The following is a 20,171-nucleotide window of genomic DNA, read 5'->3' on the forward strand; positions in this document are numbered from 1 at the left end:
AAAACCGTCAACGTATTTTAGGACGGCACACATCTGTCATTTTAGTTCAGACGAATATTCTCGGCACAAAAATCCAGAAACGCCCGAACCCGTGCGGGCAAATGCCCGCGTCCACCAATATAAACCGCATTGATATCAACCCCGCCGCCGGGATAGAACGCGTCCAGCAGAACTTCCAGACGTCCATCGCAAATATCCTGTCCGATATGGAAATGGGCCAGTCGCACGATGCCGCCCCCGGCCAAAGCCAATTTACGGGCACTTTCGGCATCGCCAACATTAAACACACCGCCTGGCATCACCGAAATATCCTGATCATTCACCCGAAATGGCCAATCGGGAATAACGCGTTGAAAGTTATATCCAATCAGGGTGTGATTCTGCAGGTCATCCACCGTTTCCGGTCGCCCATGTTTAACAAGATATTGCGGTGATGCGGCAATCGCCATCCGGCATTGGCCCAACTTGCGCGCAATAAGGCCCGATGATGGCAATGGACCGCTTCGGATCGCAACATCGGCACGTTCTTCGTACAGATCAACCACCTTATCACTGACGGTCACATCCAGCGTGACATCGGGATAACGTTCCCGAAACAGCGGCAATAATGGCACAAGACAATGCAGCCCCACCGGCACATTGGCAGTCACACGCAATCGCCCGCGCGGCAGCTTGGCAATCGCGGCTTCCTGTTCGGCATCGTTCAGGTCGGCAATGATACCCAATGCACGTTCATAAAACCGCTGCCCCTCGGATGTCAGGTGCAATTTTCGAGTTGATCGATTAAATAACCGCGTTCCCAACCGGTTTTCCAAACGTCCAACCAGCTTGCTGACCGCGGATGGCGTCATATTGAAATCGCGGGATGCGGCAGAAAAACCACCCCGTTCAACAACACGCACAAAGACTTCCATTTCGCCGGATCGATTGGTTTCAAGTCGCGCCATGTGGAATTCAACTCATAAATCTTCTTCCTCGGATACCACTAGTTGAAAATAATTCCCCTGTCCATATTCGTCGCATGAACAAATTTTGGTAACGGAGAACACAATGGAATACAGGCAATTGGGAAATTCGGGATTGCGCGTTCCAGCGCTTAGCCTTGGCACAGGTACGTTTGCCGGCCAAGGTCCGCTTTTTGGGGCATGGGGAACGATTGATACCACCGACGCCACCCGTATGATCGACATCAGCCTTGATGCAGGCATGAACATGTTTGACAGTGCCGATGTCTATTCCGACGGTGCATCCGAACAGGTCCTTGGCCAAGCCATCAAGAGACGCCGTGATCAGGTCATTTTATCAACCAAACTTGCCCTGCCGATGGGTGATGGCGCGAATGATTTTGGCACATCACGCCATCGTCTGATCACGGCCACTAATGCCGCCCTGAAACGACTGAACACTGATTATATCGACTTATTACAACTGCACGCCTTTGATGCCTTCACCCCGGTCGAAGAAACCCTGTCGGCCCTGGACGACCTCGTTCGCGCCGGGAAGCTTCGCTATATCGGTGTCTCGAACTTTGCCAGCTGGCAGATCATGAAATCGATTGCCGTGTCCGAGCGCCACGGATACAGCCGCTATGTTGCCCATCAGGTTTATTACTCGCTCGTTGGGCGCGACTACGAATGGGATCTGATGCCTCTGGCACAGGATCAGGGACTTGGCGCATTGGTCTGGAGCCCGCTTGGCTGGGGGCGGTTAACCGGGAAAATCCGCCGTGGCACAGCTATCCCCAAAGGCAGCCGTCTGCATGAAACGGCGCAATTCGGCCCGCCAGTCGAAGATGCCCTGCTCTATGATATTGTCGATGTTCTTGATGATATCGCCGCCGAAACAGGCAAAACCGTACCCCAGATCGCAATTAACTGGTTGCTGTGCCGCCCCACTATCGCATCGGTCATCATAGGCGCTCGCAATGAACAACAGCTTTGCGATAATCTGGGTGCGATTGGTTGGTCCCTGTCCGATGAACAGGTCGCACGTCTTGATGCTGTCAGCAAACGACAACCACCCTACCCGCATTATCCCTATTATGCTCAGGAAGGATTTTCCCGACTGAACCCGCCACTGTTTAGTTGATGATCAGGAAAGAGCGGATCAAACGACAGAGGCGCGTTGGGAAACGGCGGGGCACCGCAGGCCGAAGTTCACATATTTCTGACAATTATTAATTGCGGCCAACAGACGGGCCATTATCGATGATCTCACGGATGCGATCCGTCAGATCGTCTTCGGTAAAGCCTTCCTGCGCTTCAGCATTCTGGACAAAGGCATAAATATCGGCAAGGTCCTGTCCGTCAAAATCGATCTGATATCCCAAATCCGCACTTTGCAAATGCAACATTTGATCCGCCCCTCGCCACATTCTGGCAAAGAAATCGAACGGATTACGTGATTGATCCAGATTAGAAGCATCCAAACTGGGGCCACTATTCCCGCCGACATTATTGACGGAATGACAAACAACACAGCCGCGCGCGGCAAACAACGCCTTGCCGCGTACGACATCTGTCTGGGGTAGCGAAATACCGGCCACCGGGTCGGCATCGACCTGCCCTTGGGCAAGGGCTGTGCTGCCGGTGGCCAAACTGGTCAAAACACAAAGGCCCAACAAGGCAAAGCAATGTTTCATGATATCCATTCTGGACCGATGCTGGCTCATCTTGCTTTGTTTCCCCATTTATCTGGCTTTTGAGCCTATTCGCAGTGCCAAACCGACTGTAAAGAAGCCCCGTTTAAGGCACAAGCACGACAACACCATAAAGCCCTTTTGATTTAAAATTCTTTGATCCAACGGATAACCCAAAACAAAAAAGCGCAGCCCGATGGCTGCGCTTTTGATGAATTTTATGCGGGTTGAGGCGAAATGCCCTAACGCTTTTTCTTCTTGTTCCCATAGGGATTGTCGCTGCTGCGCACATAGATACGAATAGGAACGCCCGGCATATCGAAATCTTCGCGCAGCGCATTGATCAGATAGCGCGTATAGCTTTCGGGCAGTTCCGCCGCCTTCGAACTATTGATAAAGAAGCTTGGCGGACGCGACTTCGCCTGGGTCATATAACGCAGACGAATACGACGGCCAGATATCACTGGCGGCAGATGACGTTCGGCCACCACTGCAAGCCAACGGTTCAGTTGCGAGGTTGGGATACGGCGGCTCCAGATATCATAGATATCAAGAACTGTCGGCATCAAGGTATCAGTCCCCCGCCCGGTCAAGGCCGAGAAGGTCAGGATCGGAATACCCTTGGCCTGCGCAAATGATGTATCAAGCTTGTCACGCAATGCCTGCATCACACCCGGCTTGTCCTTGACCGCGTCCCATTTGTTAACAGCAATGATCAATGCACGGCCTTCGTCAATAACCATACGTGCAATCGTCAAATCCTGCTTATCAAGCGTGTTGGTCGCATCAAGCATGATGACCACAACCTGCGCATAACGGATCACCCGCAGGGTATCGGTAACCGAAAGCTTTTCAACACGGTCGTCGATTTTCTTTTTGCGGCGCATACCGGCGGTATCGACCAGACGGATCGGACGCCCTTCATAGGACCAGTCAACCGCAATCGAGTCACGGGTCAACCCGGCCTGAGGCCCGGTCATGACACGATTTTCGCCCAAAAGATGATTCAGAAGCGTCGACTTACCGACATTTGGTCGCCCAACGATGGCCAACTGAATTTTCGAATTGTCCTTTTGAACGACTTCTTCTTCGCCGTCGTCGTCCTCGTCATATTCGATTTCAAAGGACGGGAACGCATCATCATCAATGATTTCCTCATCATCTTCGAAATCATCATCGATGACAGCATCGTCGCCTTCGCGACGCGCCTTGCGTTGCTTGTCGCGATAATCTTCCCAATGGGGCAGCATGATATCAATCAGCAATTCCATGCCCTGACCATGTTCGGCCGATATCGGCGCCACATCGCCAAGTCCAAGGCCATAGGCCTCGTACAGGCCTGCATCCTGCCCCCGGCCTTCATGCTTGTTCGCAATCACATAGACCGGCTTTTTGCGCTTGCGCAACCAATCGGCAAAGTGATTATCAAGCGGCGTCAAACCGGCACGCGCATCGATCAGGAAAAAGGCGAGGTCGCATTCCTCGAACGCGATTTCGCTTTGCTGGCGCATCTTGCCTTCGACGGAATCATCAAATACGTCTTCAAGACCAGCCGTGTCGATAATATCGAAATGAATATGCCCCAGACGCGCCCGGCCATAGCGACGATCACGCGTCACACCGGGCTGGTCGTCAACCAAGGCCAGCTTTTTGCCAACCAGACGGTTAAACAGGGTCGACTTCCCGACATTGGGGCGACCGATAATGGCAACTTTTAACGACATTTGGCTTTTAGACTCTTTGTTATAAAACGGCATTGTGCGCCGAGGGGCAATTTACCCCGTTCCGGCGCACGCACATATCAGGCGAAAGCATAAATCTTTCGCGAAAAACTTGTTCGACCTGTCAGCGATAAGCGATTAGATCGGCATCCGCAGTCAGGAAGTAAAGACTATCCCCCGCAACAGATGGCGGCAATGTGATCGGTCCGGAAACTTCGTCCTTGCCGATTATCTCGCCACTATAGGGGGAAACGGTCATCACTTCACCCTGTTCATTTCCAACGATCAAACGGTCTCCGACCAGAACCGGGCCGGTCCAGATAATCGACTCTTCCTGATCTTCAGGATCGACGAAACGCGGTAAAGCGGTCACCCATTTAACCTGTCCTGTGTCACGACGCAAGGCTATCAGGTCATTTGTGTTCGAAAGAACGAAAACATAATCGCCCGCGACCCATGGTGATTGGATGCCCCCGGCCTCAAGTTCCCACACGCGATAACCGGTACGCAGGTCAATTGCAACCGTCAGCCCCGCATTGCTCGTCGCAATCACCAGATTGTTGTCAATCACCGGAAGACCGCGAATATCGGCAATTGCCGATACGGCATCGGTCCGACCAGCCGATGCCAATGCATCGGACCAGATCACCTGACCATTTTCAACGCGAAGGGCATAAATTTCACCCGTGGTATAGGCCGAAATCACAACGCCCTGATCAACTGCCGGGCTGGCACCACCAATAAAGGATGCACCTTCGGATGCACCGCGATGGTTCCAAAGCGTATCACCGGTCAATGCATTCAACGCGATGGTCTGGTTATCGACCGTCACGGCAAAGACCCGCCCCCCACGCACCGTCGGCGCACCGCGCATCGGAGCGGTCACCTGCGAACGCCACATCACTGTTGCACTTGGCGCATCAATCGCGATGACCTCGGCAAAGCCGGTGGTGGCATAAAGAATGCCGTTTTCATAGGCCAGACCACCACCCAAAAGCGTGCTGTCTTCTTCATCCTTGGGGGCAAGCCCCAATGACCATATCCGTTTGCCGGATTTCGCACTAAAGGCACGAACAACCGCCTCGGCATCGATGGTAAAGACCACTCCACGCGCAACAATCGCCTGATTCAACAGCAGATTGTCATCCATTGATCCTTCGCCGATACCAACCGACCAATCCTGACGCAGAACATCATTATCCAAGCCTACATGATGCAAGGCATGACTGGGCAGGCCACCATTTTGCGGCCAGTCAACCATCGGCTCAGGTTCTGGCAGAATCACGCGCTGATCGCTCAGCGCCACATCAGGCTGAACGGTGCTTTCAAGCGAAAGTACCGCAAGGCGTTCACCGGGAAGCGGCGGATCTTCGGATTCACCAAGCCAGCCGGAACACGCCGAAACGGCAACTGACATGCCCATGACGCATAAAATGGATTTAATGCTGCGTGGTTTCAAAACCATATCCTTTGATCCAGTCCCTGTGAACGGGTCGCCCATACCGCCTGCGCCAATCAGGCGCCGATGGCTTTCAGGATTTCACTTGCACGGGCACGCATGCCAGACGGTGCTTCGCTGTCATCAGCGATTTCCGTCAAAAGCGGCTTGGCGGCTTCAATCTCGCCGGCTGCGATATGCAGCATGGCAATCATTTCACGTGCAGAGTAGTACCAGGGGTTTTCCGGCACAGCGATCGGGTTCAGGCGCGCAATCAGATCCTTGGCATTGGATGCGCTTGCACCATTCATCGCAATCTGGATGACCGCCAAGTCACGATAAACCTGTTCGACATCATCGTTTGCAGCAATGGCTTCAAGTTCACCAACAGCGGAATCACTGGCACCGGCGCGCAGATAGATCGCGGCCTTCTGGAAATGACCAAGGGCAACGAAACCGGCATTACCATCGGCAATGATCGCATCCAAGGCCACCAATGCCGCATCCTGCTTTTCTTCGCCAGCCTGCGACAACTCGATGGCATTTGCCATACGCGTACCGTTTTCAATACGCGAATTTTCATCGTAGGTTTTCCAGCCTTCACGCCCGGCAACGCCCAGCACGATTACTGCGGCAACGCCAACAACGTATTTACCGTATTTGCGCCACAGCGCTTCATTGCGCTCACGCTTAAGGTCTTCTTCGACTTCCTGGAAAATATCAACCACGAAAACCGCTCCAATCCGATCAAAAGAAAACGGGCAACCTGCCCGCTTATCAGAATTAATTCCGGCAAGGATTTAACGCGCCAGCACGCAAGGGGTCAAGTCCGGTGCGCAAGCCACCCCGCCAATATTGCAATTAATTCCTTAACAATCGCATTTGCGAACCAAATCAGCCCCTTTTAGTGATCAATTTGAACCACACTTACCATTTAAAACAGACATCATCGGCCATGCGGGAAAGAATTGCCGCCTTGATACGATGGCGATGTCCAAAAATGACAGCATAACGCCCCAACCAAACACAGGATAAAACCGGATAATCGGCAAAACCGGCTAAAATGTGTCCTAAACACCCAATATTAAAAACGGCACATGAATTGCAAAGATACGGGCAGGAAACGAAATTTTAATCGTCACCGGGCAAATACTGACCGGTTGATGTTCGGAGAAAACAATGAAACGCCTGCACAAAGATCAAAGCCGACAGGGGGCAAAACGCATTATCCGCCAACGTATTCTGGCCGGATTGTTTGCAACCCTGCTTGGTGCAAGTGTTTCAGGATGTAGTAATCTCGACAGCACGGCAGCTGATATCTCCGGCACAGGCGCATTGACCGCGTCTCAATGGTATATCGCCCTTGACGTCATTAGCATCATTAACAGCGATAAAACCCTGATCGATCATGTTGTTTCACTTTCGACCGGTCAGGATTGCTCCACCATCCGCAAGATTGATGGCAAATCCTATTGCAAAAAAGACCCGGTTCCCGAAACACCGCTTTATTGCTATCGCACGCTTGCCGCAGTGAACTGCTATCGCACGCCGGATCCCTACAATACCGGGGCGCAAACCGTTGACTGGCCTCCGACCCGTTCACGCAGTCTGTAATGCCCATAACCGCCTAAGACCAAACATATTTTGGTAATTTTTTGACTTCCCCGCCCATTCAAACTTAAGGCGCCGGATAAAGCGCGCTACCGTGTCATAAGGGCGTCATAAATGCTCAGCCACTGGCTATCCGAAACCACGTCCGGAGAACGACATGGGTACATTGTTCAATCTGGCTCAATATCGCAAAGCCAAAAGCTTTGTGCATTTTGACCGAACTGAACTCATGCAACTCATGAATACCTATTCCAAACAAGTCGCAAGTGGTGCATGGCGCGATTATGCCATTGATCATCTGGATGGCATGGCAATGTTTTCCATCTTCCGTTCCTCACATGAAACCCCCATATTCACCGTCATCAAGCTCGGGCCGGAGAATAAGAATGCAGGGCAGTTTGTCGCCCTTCACAGCGGGGAAAAAATCAAACAAAGTTCCGAGATCGAAAACGTTCTCGACGCTATGGAAAAACGTGCACGCAAAATTATCCCCCTATTCAAATCCCGTTAAAGATCGACGCCGTTTCTTGCCTAACTCCATTTTGGTTGGTCGGCGCCGGCGGGGTGTTTCTGCGCTTATCCTTGGGGCTGTGACACTGACATGCGCGATCTTTGCAAATTCTTTTCCAGCACTGGCGGATTACACAAACGGCTACAAAGCCTATCAGGCCGGAAACTATGAAATGGCCAAGGCGCAATGGCGCCTTGCCGCACAGGAAGATGATCCACGCGCGCAATATGCCCTTGGCCTGATGTATTATCGCGGGTTGGCTGGCCCCCTTGATTACCGTCAGGCTGCGAATTGGTTCACGCTGGCCGCGCGCGCCAATCATCCAAACGCAATCTATTATCTTGGCCTGATGCATTTCAATGGCTGGGGCTTGCGCTATGACCAATTCAGCGCCACCGACTATTTCAAGCGCGCCCTGCACGCAAACCCGGGCAATGCGGATGCAGCCTTTTTAATTGGTGAACAATATTTTCACGGGCGCGGTGCCAAACAAAATTATGTTGAAGCCGCCCATTATTATCAAATCGCCGCTGAAAAAGGCATGCATGCCGCTCAGTTCATGCTGGGTGCCATGACGGAACGTGGTTGGGGTGTCGAACCCGACTATGCCGACGCCTACTACTGGCTGCGCCGTTCAGCTCTTGGCCCCATCACCTTGCCACCTGGCGTCGAACTTGACATGGACCCGGTCACTGCAATTGCCAATCTGGAACCCAAATTGCGCCCTGAAGAAATCAGGCGCGTGGACAAGCGTTTGCAAGAACTGCCAATGGGACAAGTCGCTCCATAAAAAAAGACCGCTCCACCGCGGTCTTTTTCGTAACTTCACTGCTTTGTCCCGGATCAGGAAAATGCTTCGTCCCAAGTTCCGCGTGTTGCCGCCTTGGAATATTCGGTCGCACGGTTTTCAAAGAAGTTGGTGTGCTCAACCGCGTTCAGCATCGCATCCATCCACGGTAGCGGGTTCTGCTCAATGCCGTATTGCGGATCAAGCCCCAACTGGGTCAAACGACGATCAGCGATATAGCGAATGTACTTCTTGATGTCCTCCGCTGTCAGGCCCTGCACCGCACCGGCTTCGAATGACAGATCGATAAATGCATCTTCGTGGCTGACAATGGTTTTGCACGCCTCGACCAAATCGTTGCGCATTTCATCATCCCAAATTTCCGGGTTCTCTTTGCAGAAGGTTCGGAACAGACGAATGATGCTTTCACAGTGCAGACTTTCATCGCGCACCGACCATGTCACGATCTGGCCCATGCCCTTCATTTTATTAAAGCGCGGGAAATTCATCAACATGGCAAAGGACGCAAAAAGCTGCAGCCCCTCGGTAAAGGCACCAAACACCGCCAATGTCTTGGCAATATTGCGCTTACCCAATGCAGTCAGGCGCAGATCACCATGTTCGTCGGTATATTCATCTTCCGGGCCGATACCCCAAATCTGCATATAATCGTATTTGTCCTTCATTTCCTTGTACTGGAAGAAGGCTTCATACTCGGCCTCGGGCATGCCGATGGTATCAAGAAGATGCGAATAGGCCGCAACATGGATGGTTTCCATGTTCGAAAAAGCCGCCAACATCATCTGGACTTCGGTCGGTTTGAATACGCGCGTATAGTGGCGCATATAGCAGTTATTGACCTCGATATCGGATTGGGTAAAGAATCGGAAAATCTGCGTCAGCAGGTTCCGCTCGGCATCCGTAATCGTGTGGTTCCAGTCCTTGACGTCATCGGCCAGCGGCACTTCTTCGGGCAGCCAATGGATCTGCTGCTGGGTTAGCCACGCTTCATAGGCCCAAGGATAACGGAACGGCTTGTAAACGGGGTTTTCCGTCAAAAGATCGATAATTTTATCGTCAGACATATCGTCAATTCTCGCAAATATTTGTGCGCTCAAGCCGCCTTACTGGCAAGCGAGGCATTCGTCATAATCAGGTTCGCGGGCAGCCTGTGCACTTGCTTTTGCAACCAGTGCCGGGATATCGAACGAGCTTTCCGGTGTCGGCATATCGTCATCGGCTGATTTCGACCGGCCGGGGATATTGGCGACGACCTCGGCCCGCTGGATTGATTTCGACCGGCAATAATAAAGGCTTTTGACGCCTTTTTTCCATGCCTGGAAATGTATCTGATGCAGGTCGCGTTTATGAACATTCGACGCCAAAAAGATATTCAGTGACTGCGCCTGATCAATCATCGGCGTGCGATCACCGGCCAACTCGATCAACCAACGCTGATCAAGCTCGAACGCGGTCTTGAAGATGTCTTTTTCGATATCGGACAGGAAATCAAGATGTTGTACTGATCCCTCATGCACGGTGATCGATGTCCAGACCTCTTCAGTATTCTGGCCCTTTTCGGCAAGTATCTTGGCAAGGTACTTGTTGCGCACATTGAACGACCCCGAAAGCGTCTTATGCGTATAGGAATTAGCCGCTATCGGCTCAATCCCCGGCGAAGCCCCGCCGCAAATGATTGAAATCGATGCCGTCGGCGCAATCGCGGTCTTGTTCGAGAACCGCGCCTTGATACCGTATTCGGCCGCATCCGGGCATGATCCGCGCTCATCGGCCAGTTTCTCGGACGCTGCATCGGCATGCTTTTTAAGATGATCAAAGATCTGCTTGTTCCAGACCTTGCTCATCACGCCTTCAAGCGGAATTTTCTGTGCCTGCAGGAAAGAATGGAAGCCCATCACGCCAAGCCCGACAGACCGTTCACGCATCGCGGAATATTTCGCACGCGCCATGGTGTCGGGCGCATTGTCGATGAAATCCTGCATAACATTATCAAGGAAACGAAGAATGTCTTCGATGAACTGTTCATCATCTTTCCAGGTCAGATAATGTTCAAGGTTAAGCGACGACAGGCAACATACAGCGGTGCGATCCCCGCCCAGATGATCCTTGCCAGTCGGCAACGTGATTTCCGAACACAGGTTCGATGTTTTGACACTCAGTCCCGCAAGTTTGTGATGTTCGGGCACCGCCCGGTTCACCGTGTCGATGAACAACATATAGGGTTCGCCGGTTTCGACGCGCGAGGTCAGCAAACGGATCCAAAGCGAACGCGCACTGATCTTGCGCACCACATGTCCGTCCTTGGGCGATGTCAGAGCCCATTCTTCGTCATTTTCAACCGCACGCATGAATGCATCTGAAATCGCCACGCCCTGATGCAGGTTCGGCGTCTTGCGGTTCGGGTCACCACCGGTCGGGCGGCGCATTTCGGAAAATTCTTCGATCTCGGGATGACTGACCGGCATGTAAACCGCCGCCGATCCACGGCGCAACGACCCCTGACTGATCGCCAGTGTCAGGCTATCCATCACACGGATAAACGGCACGACACCGGATGTCTTTCCGTTTTTACCGACTTTCTCGCCGATCGAACGCAAATTGCCCCAATAAGACCCAATCCCGCCACCGCGTGCGGCCAGCCAGACATTCTCGGTCCAGATATCGACAATCCCACCAAGGTTATCGTCTGCTTCGTTCAAGAAACAGGAAATCGGCAAGCCCCGCGTCGTGCCACCATTCGACAGAATCGGAGTAGCCGGCATAAACCAAAGCTTGGAGATATAATCATAAAGGCGCTGCGCATGTGCTTCGTTATCGCCATAAAAACTGGCGACACGCGCAAATAAATCCTGATAGCTTTCGCCCGGCATCAGATAGCGGTCGGTCAGAACCGCCTTGCCAAAATCGGTCAGCAACGCGTCGCGCGAACGATCAACAATAACGCGCGCACCTTTTTCGTGCTGCACGACATCCAGCATCTTCATGCTCGTAGTCCCCTTACCTGAACGGTCGCTCGTTGGCGGCGATCCGTTTCCTGTTTGTTATCTTCATCAAACGGCACTCGCTTGATCCGGTGTCAGTTTACGGTCCTACTCACCACAAAACCCACGCCTCGAACTGCGAATAAACACCGCTCCAAATGCTCGTTGGTTGACGTTATGCCCGCTCAAGATCGGATTGAAAACACAATATGTAGTGGGAAAGGATAAAAAATAATCAATTGATTGTATCACTTTCGTTACAATCCCAGATCTTCAGTGATTCGCATCACCGGCGTTTTCCCCGGCTATTCTCGTCAAGAAAAAGATACGATTAATTTACGCGAAGAATAACGGGCATAGTTCAATTCCTCGCCCCCATTGTCAGAACTCCATTCACTCTGCTGTGACAACACACCATGTGGTGCCTTTCAATTATTCCGCCATCCTTTGGCACCAGACAGAATCGACACCGGTGACAGTCTGAATTTTAAAACTCGACCAAGACACTCCTCTTCTTACGGTGAAAACATCATGCAAAAGCCACCCTAACGAATATATCACCCCCAAAAATAAACCCTGAGTTTATTTCCCTTTTGACCAATCGCGTCAAACACCTCACCCTATATTACAAGAATCAAAAAGATCTAGGGACCATGCAATCAAATCAAAAATCGCCATGAGGGGTCAAAATGAGAAAGCATATTCTGGGACAAGTCATTCTTTCCGTACTGGTAACGTCCGGAATTTCGGCCACGGCACATGCGGCAGACACATTAACCATTCTTCCATCCGATGCGGCACCCAACTGCCCGATCACCAAATCCGAATTTGAAAAATGGTTCATGAATGGAACAATCGTCAAAGACGGTGCCGTATGGCCCGCAAACAGCGTTAACTTTCCCTTGGACAACACCAATTGCGACTTTTTCAAATGGTCGTCACAAATGTTTTTGTGGCTGACTTCACCGCAAAAACTTCAAACCAACAATGCTGCAAGCTATGTATTTGATGGTGACGGGTTCTACGATATCTCCCCCGAGGATGCATCGGGCAGCCGACAATTCATCAAAAACACCACGGCAATCGATAACTTTCTTGTCCGCGTCAACAAAACCGACGACGATCTACCTGAAACAATTGGTGAAACCGGCCAAGCCGGTGGCGGCGGTATCCTGATCTCACAAACCGGATCACTGGTTTATTATGGCATCCACACCAATGATGTTTATGCACAATTCCTGACCGGTCAAAAGACAGGCAAAATAGCACAGGATCAATTCCCCACCGACCCTACTGACCTCGAAGAAATCCTGTCCTTCTCGCCCACGCCTCTGAAAGACTCAATGGCACTGACCATAGAGCTTAAAACATCATGGATCGACGCCAGCACTCTGATCGATGCATCCGGCTATGTGCAGGTCGATGCCGTTGTTCCCAAATACACTCCCAATAGTGCCAAAACCCAATGGACACTTAGCGGGACTGAACAAAAAACGCTGGCCTTGACAGGTATGCATGTTGTTGGCTCGGTTCAGGGGCACCCTGAAATGGTATGGGCAACGTTTGAACACCAGAACAATACCCCCAACGACACTTACTATTATGAAAACAATAAACAAAAAATCACAGCGATTCCTTTCGACCCAACCGCCTCAGGGTTCACATTTTACAAACCAAACACACCAACCGGCCAGACCAATATCGAAACCGCCCATGTCGATGGCAAAACCGGCAATATCGTCCTGACCTCACCCGCAACAACGATTGAGCCGACATCTGCACTGCGTCTGAACCCGTGGGGGAATGATGGAAACTCTACCAGCCCTGCTTCCGTCAACAGCCAGATCATTTCACTGAATTCCGACATCCTAAATCTGCTGGCTGCGGGGGATATCCGGGCCAACTACGTCCAAATCGGTGCAGTTTGGACACAGAATGGTGTTCTGCCAAATACACCGGTAACCAAAGGCTCTAAAAAATACAAAGATGCCCCCGAAATTGGCTCCCCGCGATTGGCAAACACAACAATGGAAACCTATTTTCAAGGTTCCGGTAATGGCAGTTGTTTCCTTTGTCACAATGCGGGTGGCAACCTGCCCCCCGATGCCAGCTTTGGCGAGGACGAGCTAAGCCACATCTATTTCAACATAGATCCCCTGACGGAATAATTGAGCCGGGAACCAAACGAAACAACAGCATGAAAAAGCGCCCGGCAAAATCCGGGCGCTTTTTCAGAGAACCCAAAAGGATTATGGTAGTTTATACGCAATAACGTAATCCCCGGCGGTCGTCCCGATAGACCCATGCCCACCAGCAACGATCAACACATATTGGGTGCCATCATCAACCGCATAGCTCATTGGTGTTGATTGCCCCCCGGCAGGCAAACGTACCTGCCAGAGTTTTTCACCCGTCGTCACATCATAGGCACGGAAATAGTTATCCACTGCCGCCCCAAGAAAGGCCACACCGCCCTTGGTGATGATCGGACCGCCAATACCGGGTACGCCAACTTCGAAGGGCAGCGGAAGTGGTGTCATATCCTCGACCGTGCCATTTTTACGTTTATAGGCAATTTCACCAGTCCGAAGATCCGCCCCCGCAACATAGCCCCATGGCGGGGCCTGACAGGGCACACCAATCGGTGAAACAAACGGTCCCATACTTACGGCATAAGGCGCGCCTTCATTCTGGTTAATTCCCATTTCACTGGCTTTTTCAGTACCTCGCGGCGGAACGTCTGCACGCGGGATCAGTTTTGATGTGAATGCCAGATAGGTCGGCATACCAAACATCACCTGACGTTCGGGATCAACAGCAACACTGCCCCAGTTGAACGTCCCGAAATTCCCGGGATAAATCAACGACCCTTGCAAGGATGGCGGGGTATAACGCCCGTCATATTTCAATTGATTGAAATGGATACGACATGCCAATTGATCAAACAGCGTGACACCCCACATATCCTTTTCCGTCAACGGTTCAGGCATGAATGACAGATCCGAGACCGGCTGCGTCGGGGATGAAAAGTCCTCGGGGATAGTGCCGCCCGGTGCGGGAACTTCATGAACCGGAATGATTGGCTCGCCCGTTCGACGATCCAGAACATAGATATCCCCCTGCTTTGTCGGCCCGACCAATGCCGGAACCGTTTCACCATCTGCCCCCATGATATCAAGCAATGCCGGTTGTGCCGGCACGTCCATATCCCAAAGATCATGATGCACAGTCTGGCGCACCCATTGGACCTGGCCGGTTTCAAGGCTAAGGGCAACAATCGATGATGAATACGTCTCGACCTCTTTACTGCGCCCCATACCCAATTGATCAGGCACCTTGTTGCCCAGCGGAACATAGATCATGCCAAGTGCTTCGTCGGCACTTGATACCGACCAGCTATTGGGAGAATTGGCAGTATACGTTTCCCCCTCTGACAAAGGTTGCGTATCTTCGGGATTACCCGAATCCCAGTTCCAAACCAGTTCGCCCGTATTAATGTCAAAAGCCCGAATAACCCCCGACTGCTCTTTGGTCGAATAGTTATCGTTTACGGCCCCGCCAATAATAATCTTGCCCGCCGCCGCAACAGGGGGCGACGTCGAATAATAATAACCGGCCGGGCTAAACGGCATGCCTGCCTCAAGATGCACAGTGCCTTGATCACCAAAGCCAGTGCAAACTTCCCCTGTTTTCGAATCAAGGGCAATCAACCGGGCGTCTGATGTCGGCAAATAAATCCGCGCGGCACAAGGCGCACTCACAGAGCCCCCCGCATCCTTGTAATAGGTCACCCCACGGCATGTCTGGTGTTGCCGGTCCGGATTGTCCGGAACTTTGGGATCAAAGCGCCATTTTTCCACGCCACTCTGCGCGTCAATGGCAATCGCCCAGCTATGGGGGGTACACAAATAAAGCGTGTCATCGACCTTAAGCGGCGTCACCTGATAAGTCGTTTCAGGCACATCTTCCGACCGGCGAACATCACCCGTCTGATAAATCCATGCCTGTTCAAGTTTGCCGACATTTTCACGCGTGATCTGCGAAAGGGGTGAGTAACGCTGCCCATAAGGGGTTCGTCCATATTGATGCCAATCCCCATCAGGAACCAGCCCACCGGCATCCGGATTTGCCACCACAGATGCCTCGTTTAAACGGCCTTCCACTTCGTTGGGGTTGTTAAGCATCGCGTAAACAGCGACGACAACCGCAAGAACAATACTGCCTTCAAGGATATAGGATCGGGCGGGTTTAACATCAGGCACCGGCAGCCCAAACGACAGTGATTTTCGATAGACCGGCGTTGCCAGCCAAAGCCCTATCAGGACAATCAATCCACCACGCGGGCCAAGCTGCCACCAGTCAAACCCAACTTCCCACACGGCCCAACCAAGACTGGCAAGCAGGAAAAGCGCATAAAGTTGCAAAACAACCGCCCGCTTCATGTTCGACAAGACGGCCGCAATCAAAAACGCCAGCCCGGCCAAAGCATAGAACCAGCTCCCGCCAAGAATAATCAGCCAGACACCGCCAGCGGCCAGAGCAAGACCGATCAGAGCCAAAAGCCCCGAAGTCAGAATATTGATCATGAGATTGTCCTCGCTTTGGAAGAGATCCAGACGCGTATTCACAGCCTTTCACGACAAGATGGCTGACGCAAGGCTTCAACAGGCTTTGTTGGGAAACGTGCTGACAACGCATTTGGTTCCATCAAGCATCTGAAAAAATCAAAGCGTGTGCGTAAACAAATAAAAACCACCGGCCAATCGGATCCGGTGGTTTCAAAGGCAAAACAATTAAAACAGGATGCCCTAGTGATGGGTCTCGATGATTGTGCCTGATTTCACAACTTCGGTGATCGTGACACCAAGGTTTTCATCCACCACCACCAATTCACCACGCGCGACGAGACGGTTATTAACGTAAATATCAACCGGCTCGCCAACTTTGCGGTCCAGTTCCAAAACTGCGCCGCGGGTCAAACGCATCAACTGTGCGACCTGAATCTGGCTTTTGCCGATCACAGTCGAAACACGCACAGGAACATCATAAGCAGCACCAATTTCCGAGGCGGCATGTCGTCTGGCAAAAGGATCGTCATCATTTTTGGCCATGGCAACCAAATCATCCGGTTAAAATGGAAGAATCGCTGAACTCTATTCTAGAAGATTAGCCTTGAAAAAAGTGTTAGCAAGCTTATTCGAAAATTTACGATAGTTTTTTGTATAATAATCCCCTACATCAAGAAGCCTTCAGCGCCCCAAGCCAGTACACAAAACAGAATAACAGGACGTTCCATGAGCTATGATCGCCAATGGGTGGCCGATGCCATCAACATTATCGAAGCCGATTTCAACCGATCTGCCGATACCCATCTGATCCGTCTGGATTTGCCATCCCTTAATGGCATTGGTCTGTATCTGAAGGATGAATCGACCCATCCATCCGGCAGTCTGAAACATCGTCTGGCACGCTCCCTGTTTCTGTATAGCCTTTGCAATGGCTGGATTTCCAAGGATACGCCGGTTATCGAAGCGTCAAGTGGATCGACCGCCGTATCCGAAGCCTATTTCGCGCGGCTTTTGGGGTTGCGCTTTATCGCTGTAATGCCAAAGTCGACCTCGCAACAAAAAATCGATCAGATCGCCTTTTATGGTGGCGAAAGCCATCTGGTTGATCACAGCGGTCAGATTTATGCACAATCCCAGCGACTTGCCCGTGAACTTGGCGGCCATTACATGGACCAGTTCACCTATGCTGAACGCGCGACCGATTGGCGCGGCAACAACAACATCGCCGAAAGTATCTTTGAGCAGCTCAAACGTGAACCCCATCCAGTGCCGCGCTGGATTGTGGTTGGAGCGGGAACCGGCGGCACATCATCGACCATTGGTCGCTATATCCGCTATGGACAGATTTTGGGAATGGGATGCGAGCTTTGCGTTGCTGACCCGGAAAATTCCGTCTTCTATGATGCCTATGAAACCGGTAAATGCGATATTACCGGCGAGAAAGCATCCCGTGTCGAAGGCATCGGCCGCCCCCGTGTTGAACCAAGCTTTAATCCAAATGTTGTTGATCATATGATCCGCGTTCCCGACGCAGGCAGCTTCGCTGCCTTGCAATATCTGGAAAAACACATGGGGCGTCGCTGTGGCGGGTCAACCGGCACCAACCTGATTGCCACCCTGTCACTGATCAGCCAGATGAAAAAGGCAGGGGAAACCGGGTCGGTCGTAACGCTTTTATGTGATGGCGGGGATCGTTATCGCGATACCTATTACAATCCCGAATGGATTGCCAAACAGGGCCTCGACCTTGCCCCTTGGCACGCAGCCCTTGAAGCGTTTGATAAAACCGGCACATTCGATATGCCAATGGATTGCTGCACGAACCACTAGGCGCGTCACACATAAAAAAAGACGGGCGGATTTCTCCGCCCGTTCAGTGGCTTCATCAAGGTTGAGGCAAAAAACTTACCCGGAAATCGCGATTTTGCGCGGTTCCGGCTTCACTTCCGCTACTTTAGGGAGAGTGAGCGTCAGGACACCGTTCTTGAACGATGCCGCAATTTTATCTGCATCGACATTGTCGGACAGACGGAAAGAACGTTTGAAGCTGCCATAACTGCGCTCGACAACGCGCGCACCATCATTGCTTTCACGGGTCAATTTCTTTTCACCCGTAATTGTCAGGACACCTTCAAGTACCGACACATCAACATCATCCTGTTCAACGCCGGGAAGTTCGGCGGAAAGTTCAATCTGATCATCGGTTTCGTGAACATCGATACGCGGGCTCAAAAGCGCTTTGGTTGCTTCCTCACCACTTGCATCAGAAGAAGGTACAAGGCCGTCGCGGCCAAAGATCGATCCGATCACACGATCAAAATCACGCCCAAAAATACCGAGCGGATCACCATATGCCGGACGCGAAGCCAAACGACGAGCAGCACCATTTACAGTCTGAAGACCAGTCATAATTACCCTCCTAAACAGACAGGTAGTTCTTGCGCCGTGGGTCCAGACATGCTGCAACCCTGACGCGTGCAAGGCCACCATGGCCCTTCAATTCAACAGATAGATCAGGGTGATTTTTCCGCAAGTGGACGAATGCATTTTTTTGAAAGTTTTTTTCATTGCAACACCGCCACAACCACACCCCAGTTTTCCACCACGCGAAAAACCATAATCCCCCATGGCGCATCGCCCGATTTCACATTAGCTTCATTTCATTGTTTGCAGGCATCCCCTGCCCTAAATTTTAATACAGGAACCTCCATGAGCCATCTCTTCACGCCCTTGAAGCTGGGCACGCTTGAACTTGACAATCGAATTGTCATCGCCCCCATGTGCCAGTATTCGGCCGATAACGGCAAAACCACCCGCTGGCACGATATGCATCTTGGTAATCTTGCCCAATCCGGGGCGGGTTTGCTGATTATCGAAGCCACAGCAATCGAACCCGAAGGCCGCATCACCTATGGCGATGTCGGGCTATGGGATGATGAAACCGAAGCAGCTCTTAGCAAGACACTTAACGCTGTCCGCAGCCATTCGGATATGCCGATTGCCATACAGCTTGCCCATGCTGGCCGCAAAGCATCCTGTGAAAAGCCCTGGGACGGCGGTGGTGCGATTGCGCCTGACCACAAAAATGGTTGGCAGGTTGTCGCCCCCTCCGCGGTACCCTTCCGCGCGGGCGATCCGGCGCCAGAAGCACTTGGCACATCACGTATTGGTGAAATCGTCCAAGGCTTTGCCGATGCAGCCAAACGTGCCGACCGTTTGGGCATCGATGCAATCGAAATTCATTCAGCACATGGGTATCTTCTGCATAACTTCCTGTCGCCGCATGCCAACAAGCGCCAAGACGATTATGGCGGGTCGCTTGAAAACCGTATGCGCATCGTTCTTGAAGTCTATGACGCGGTGCGTGCAGCCTTTGATCCCGCCAAACCAGTCGGCATTCGCATTTCGGCAAGCGATTGGGTCGATGGCGGTTGGGACATTGATCAAAGCGTAGAATTGGCCAAGGCCCTAAAGGAACGCGGTTGCGATTTCATCCATGTGTCATCAGGCGGCTTGCATATCGATCAGAAAATCCCGCTTGGCCCGAATTATCAGGTACCATTTGCCGATCGCATCAAGGCCGAAACCGGCATGACAACCATCGCCGTCGGCCTGATTACCGAAGCCGAACAGGCAGAAGCCATTGTCTTTACCGGTCAGGCCGATGCCATCGCATTGGCGCGTGGCATCCTTTACGATCCACGCTGGCCTTGGCATGCGGCGGCCACTCTTGGCGCGGAAGTCAAAGCTGCCAACCAGTATCTGCGTTGCCAGCCAAGAGTGTTGAAAAAGCTATTTGGCTAACCTGACAATCAAAAGCCCCGCATCTGGTTGGGATGCGGGGCTTTTGATATCAACTTCGAATGTGCCGTCCTAAAATACGTTGACGGTTTTT

Annotated in this window: 17 protein-coding genes; 7 read left to right on the top strand and 10 right to left on the bottom strand. The window is 51.9% G+C overall.

Annotation, left to right across the window (positions count from 1 at the left end):
• Positions 1 to 41: 41 nt before the first annotated feature.
• Positions 42 to 947, bottom strand: a complete 906-nt coding sequence (locus tag TALK_RS21285; protein WP_085621182.1) for a LysR family transcriptional regulator — start codon at positions 945 to 947, stop codon at positions 42 to 44.
• Between the two features lie 103 nt (positions 948 to 1,050).
• On the opposite strand from TALK_RS21285, the gene TALK_RS21290 reads away from it, so the two are divergent.
• The gene (locus tag TALK_RS21290; RefSeq protein ID WP_085621183.1) at positions 1,051 to 2,088 is read left to right on the top strand and encodes an aldo/keto reductase; all 1,038 of its coding nucleotides are present in this window, start codon (positions 1,051 to 1,053) and stop codon (positions 2,086 to 2,088) included.
• Positions 2,089 to 2,176: 88 nt separating this feature from the next.
• On the opposite strand, the gene TALK_RS21295 is transcribed toward TALK_RS21290, so the two are convergent.
• The 4 genes from TALK_RS21295 to TALK_RS21310 all read right to left on the bottom strand — a co-directional run bounded on the left by TALK_RS21295 (position 2,177) and on the right by TALK_RS21310 (position 6,525).
• The gene (locus tag TALK_RS21295) at positions 2,177 to 2,671 is read right to left on the bottom strand and encodes a c-type cytochrome (RefSeq protein ID WP_085621184.1); all 495 of its coding nucleotides are present in this window, start codon (positions 2,669 to 2,671) and stop codon (positions 2,177 to 2,179) included.
• 209 nt (positions 2,672 to 2,880) lie between these two features.
• A complete protein-coding gene (gene der / locus TALK_RS21300) occupies positions 2,881 to 4,362 on the bottom strand; it encodes a ribosome biogenesis GTPase Der (RefSeq protein ID WP_085621198.1) in 1,482 nt (493 codons plus the stop codon).
• A gap of 121 nt (positions 4,363 to 4,483) precedes the next feature.
• On the bottom strand, positions 4,484 to 5,824 hold the full coding sequence (locus TALK_RS21305; RefSeq protein WP_085621185.1) for a PQQ-like beta-propeller repeat protein: 1,341 nt from the start codon (positions 5,822 to 5,824) through the stop codon (positions 4,484 to 4,486).
• Positions 5,825 to 5,874: 50 nt separating this feature from the next.
• The gene (locus TALK_RS21310; protein WP_085621186.1) at positions 5,875 to 6,525 is read right to left on the bottom strand and encodes a DUF2659 family protein; all 651 of its coding nucleotides are present in this window, start codon (positions 6,523 to 6,525) and stop codon (positions 5,875 to 5,877) included.
• A 451-nt stretch (positions 6,526 to 6,976) separates the two neighbouring features.
• Here TALK_RS21310 and TALK_RS21315 point away from each other — a divergent pair, with 451 nt between their 5' ends.
• From TALK_RS21315 to TALK_RS21325, 3 genes are all read left to right on the top strand, one after another.
• Positions 6,977 to 7,411 (top strand): hypothetical protein, encoded by a 435-nt coding sequence (locus TALK_RS21315; RefSeq protein WP_085621187.1) that lies wholly within the window; start codon positions 6,977 to 6,979, stop codon positions 7,409 to 7,411.
• Between the two features lie 154 nt (positions 7,412 to 7,565).
• Complete coding sequence (locus tag TALK_RS21320; RefSeq protein WP_085621188.1) at positions 7,566 to 7,919, top strand: DUF2794 domain-containing protein; 354 nt, start codon at positions 7,566 to 7,568, stop codon at positions 7,917 to 7,919.
• A gap of 16 nt (positions 7,920 to 7,935) precedes the next feature.
• On the top strand, positions 7,936 to 8,709 hold the full coding sequence (locus tag TALK_RS21325; protein ID WP_085621189.1) for a tetratricopeptide repeat protein: 774 nt from the start codon (positions 7,936 to 7,938) through the stop codon (positions 8,707 to 8,709).
• 53 nt (positions 8,710 to 8,762) lie between these two features.
• Here TALK_RS21325 and TALK_RS21330 read toward each other — a convergent pair whose 3' ends face one another.
• Both TALK_RS21330 and TALK_RS21335 read right to left on the bottom strand, forming a co-directional pair.
• Positions 8,763 to 9,791: a ribonucleotide-diphosphate reductase subunit beta gene (locus tag TALK_RS21330; protein ID WP_085621190.1), complete on the bottom strand. Its 1,029-nt coding sequence runs from the start codon at positions 9,789 to 9,791 to the stop codon at positions 8,763 to 8,765.
• A gap of 39 nt (positions 9,792 to 9,830) precedes the next feature.
• Positions 9,831 to 11,705: a ribonucleoside-diphosphate reductase subunit alpha gene (locus TALK_RS21335; RefSeq protein WP_139833908.1), complete on the bottom strand. Its 1,875-nt coding sequence runs from the start codon at positions 11,703 to 11,705 to the stop codon at positions 9,831 to 9,833.
• A gap of 692 nt (positions 11,706 to 12,397) precedes the next feature.
• Between TALK_RS21335 and TALK_RS21340 the strand changes: the two genes are divergently transcribed.
• Complete coding sequence (locus TALK_RS21340; protein ID WP_085621192.1) at positions 12,398 to 13,876, top strand: hypothetical protein; 1,479 nt, start codon at positions 12,398 to 12,400, stop codon at positions 13,874 to 13,876.
• A gap of 81 nt (positions 13,877 to 13,957) precedes the next feature.
• Here TALK_RS21340 and TALK_RS21345 read toward each other — a convergent pair whose 3' ends face one another.
• Positions 13,958 to 16,294 carry a glucose/quinate/shikimate family membrane-bound PQQ-dependent dehydrogenase gene (locus TALK_RS21345; RefSeq protein WP_085621193.1) on the bottom strand — a complete coding sequence of 779 codons (2,337 nt, stop codon included), beginning with the start codon at positions 16,292 to 16,294 and terminating at the stop codon, positions 13,958 to 13,960.
• A gap of 222 nt (positions 16,295 to 16,516) precedes the next feature.
• Entirely contained in the window at positions 16,517 to 16,819 is a 303-nt protein-coding gene (fliN, locus tag TALK_RS21350) for a flagellar motor switch protein FliN (RefSeq protein WP_085621194.1), read from the bottom strand.
• A 183-nt stretch (positions 16,820 to 17,002) separates the two neighbouring features.
• Here fliN and TALK_RS21355 point away from each other — a divergent pair, with 183 nt between their 5' ends.
• A complete protein-coding gene (locus TALK_RS21355; protein ID WP_085621195.1) occupies positions 17,003 to 18,106 on the top strand; it encodes a PLP-dependent cysteine synthase family protein in 1,104 nt (367 codons plus the stop codon).
• Positions 18,107 to 18,181: 75 nt separating this feature from the next.
• Here the strand turns inward: TALK_RS21355 and TALK_RS21360 are convergent, their stop codons facing one another.
• Positions 18,182 to 18,685, bottom strand: coding sequence for an Hsp20/alpha crystallin family protein (locus TALK_RS21360; protein ID WP_085621196.1), 504 nt, complete (start codon positions 18,683 to 18,685; stop codon positions 18,182 to 18,184).
• A gap of 300 nt (positions 18,686 to 18,985) precedes the next feature.
• Between TALK_RS21360 and TALK_RS21365 the strand changes: the two genes are divergently transcribed.
• Positions 18,986 to 20,080, top strand: a complete 1,095-nt coding sequence (locus tag TALK_RS21365; protein ID WP_085621197.1) for an NADH:flavin oxidoreductase/NADH oxidase — start codon at positions 18,986 to 18,988, stop codon at positions 20,078 to 20,080.
• Positions 20,081 to 20,171: the final 91 nt, after the last annotated feature.

Origin of the sequence: Thalassospira alkalitolerans (assembly GCF_002115745.1) — a bacterium.
GTDB classification, from domain to species: Bacteria; Pseudomonadota; Alphaproteobacteria; order Rhodospirillales; family Thalassospiraceae; genus Thalassospira; species Thalassospira alkalitolerans.

What these genes read in the sequence shown, in the direction of transcription:
- TALK_RS21285 (WP_085621182.1), bottom strand. Translation starts at nt 947, where the DNA reads ATGGCGCGACTTGAAACCAATCGATCCGGCGAAATGGAAGTCTTTGTG.
- TALK_RS21290 (WP_085621183.1), top strand. Translation starts at nt 1,051, where the DNA reads ATGGAATACAGGCAATTGGGAAATTCGGGATTGCGCGTTCCAGCGCTT.
- TALK_RS21295 (WP_085621184.1), bottom strand. Translation starts at nt 2,671, where the DNA reads ATGAGCCAGCATCGGTCCAGAATGGATATCATGAAACATTGCTTTGCC.
- der (WP_085621198.1), bottom strand. Translation starts at nt 4,362, where the DNA reads ATGTCGTTAAAAGTTGCCATTATCGGTCGCCCCAATGTCGGGAAGTCG.
- TALK_RS21305 (WP_085621185.1), bottom strand. Translation starts at nt 5,824, where the DNA reads ATGGTTTTGAAACCACGCAGCATTAAATCCATTTTATGCGTCATGGGC.
- TALK_RS21315 (WP_085621187.1), top strand. Translation starts at nt 6,977, where the DNA reads ATGAAACGCCTGCACAAAGATCAAAGCCGACAGGGGGCAAAACGCATT.
- TALK_RS21320 (WP_085621188.1), top strand. Translation starts at nt 7,566, where the DNA reads ATGGGTACATTGTTCAATCTGGCTCAATATCGCAAAGCCAAAAGCTTT.
- TALK_RS21330 (WP_085621190.1), bottom strand. Translation starts at nt 9,791, where the DNA reads ATGTCTGACGATAAAATTATCGATCTTTTGACGGAAAACCCCGTTTAC.
- TALK_RS21335 (WP_139833908.1), bottom strand. Translation starts at nt 11,705, where the DNA reads ATGCTGGATGTCGTGCAGCACGAAAAAGGTGCGCGCGTTATTGTTGAT.
- TALK_RS21340 (WP_085621192.1), top strand. Translation starts at nt 12,398, where the DNA reads ATGAGAAAGCATATTCTGGGACAAGTCATTCTTTCCGTACTGGTAACG.
- TALK_RS21345 (WP_085621193.1), bottom strand. Translation starts at nt 16,294, where the DNA reads ATGATCAATATTCTGACTTCGGGGCTTTTGGCTCTGATCGGTCTTGCT.
- fliN (WP_085621194.1), bottom strand. Translation starts at nt 16,819, where the DNA reads ATGGCCAAAAATGATGACGATCCTTTTGCCAGACGACATGCCGCCTCG.
- TALK_RS21355 (WP_085621195.1), top strand. Translation starts at nt 17,003, where the DNA reads ATGAGCTATGATCGCCAATGGGTGGCCGATGCCATCAACATTATCGAA.
- TALK_RS21360 (WP_085621196.1), bottom strand. Translation starts at nt 18,685, where the DNA reads ATGACTGGTCTTCAGACTGTAAATGGTGCTGCTCGTCGTTTGGCTTCG.
- TALK_RS21365 (WP_085621197.1), top strand. Translation starts at nt 18,986, where the DNA reads ATGAGCCATCTCTTCACGCCCTTGAAGCTGGGCACGCTTGAACTTGAC.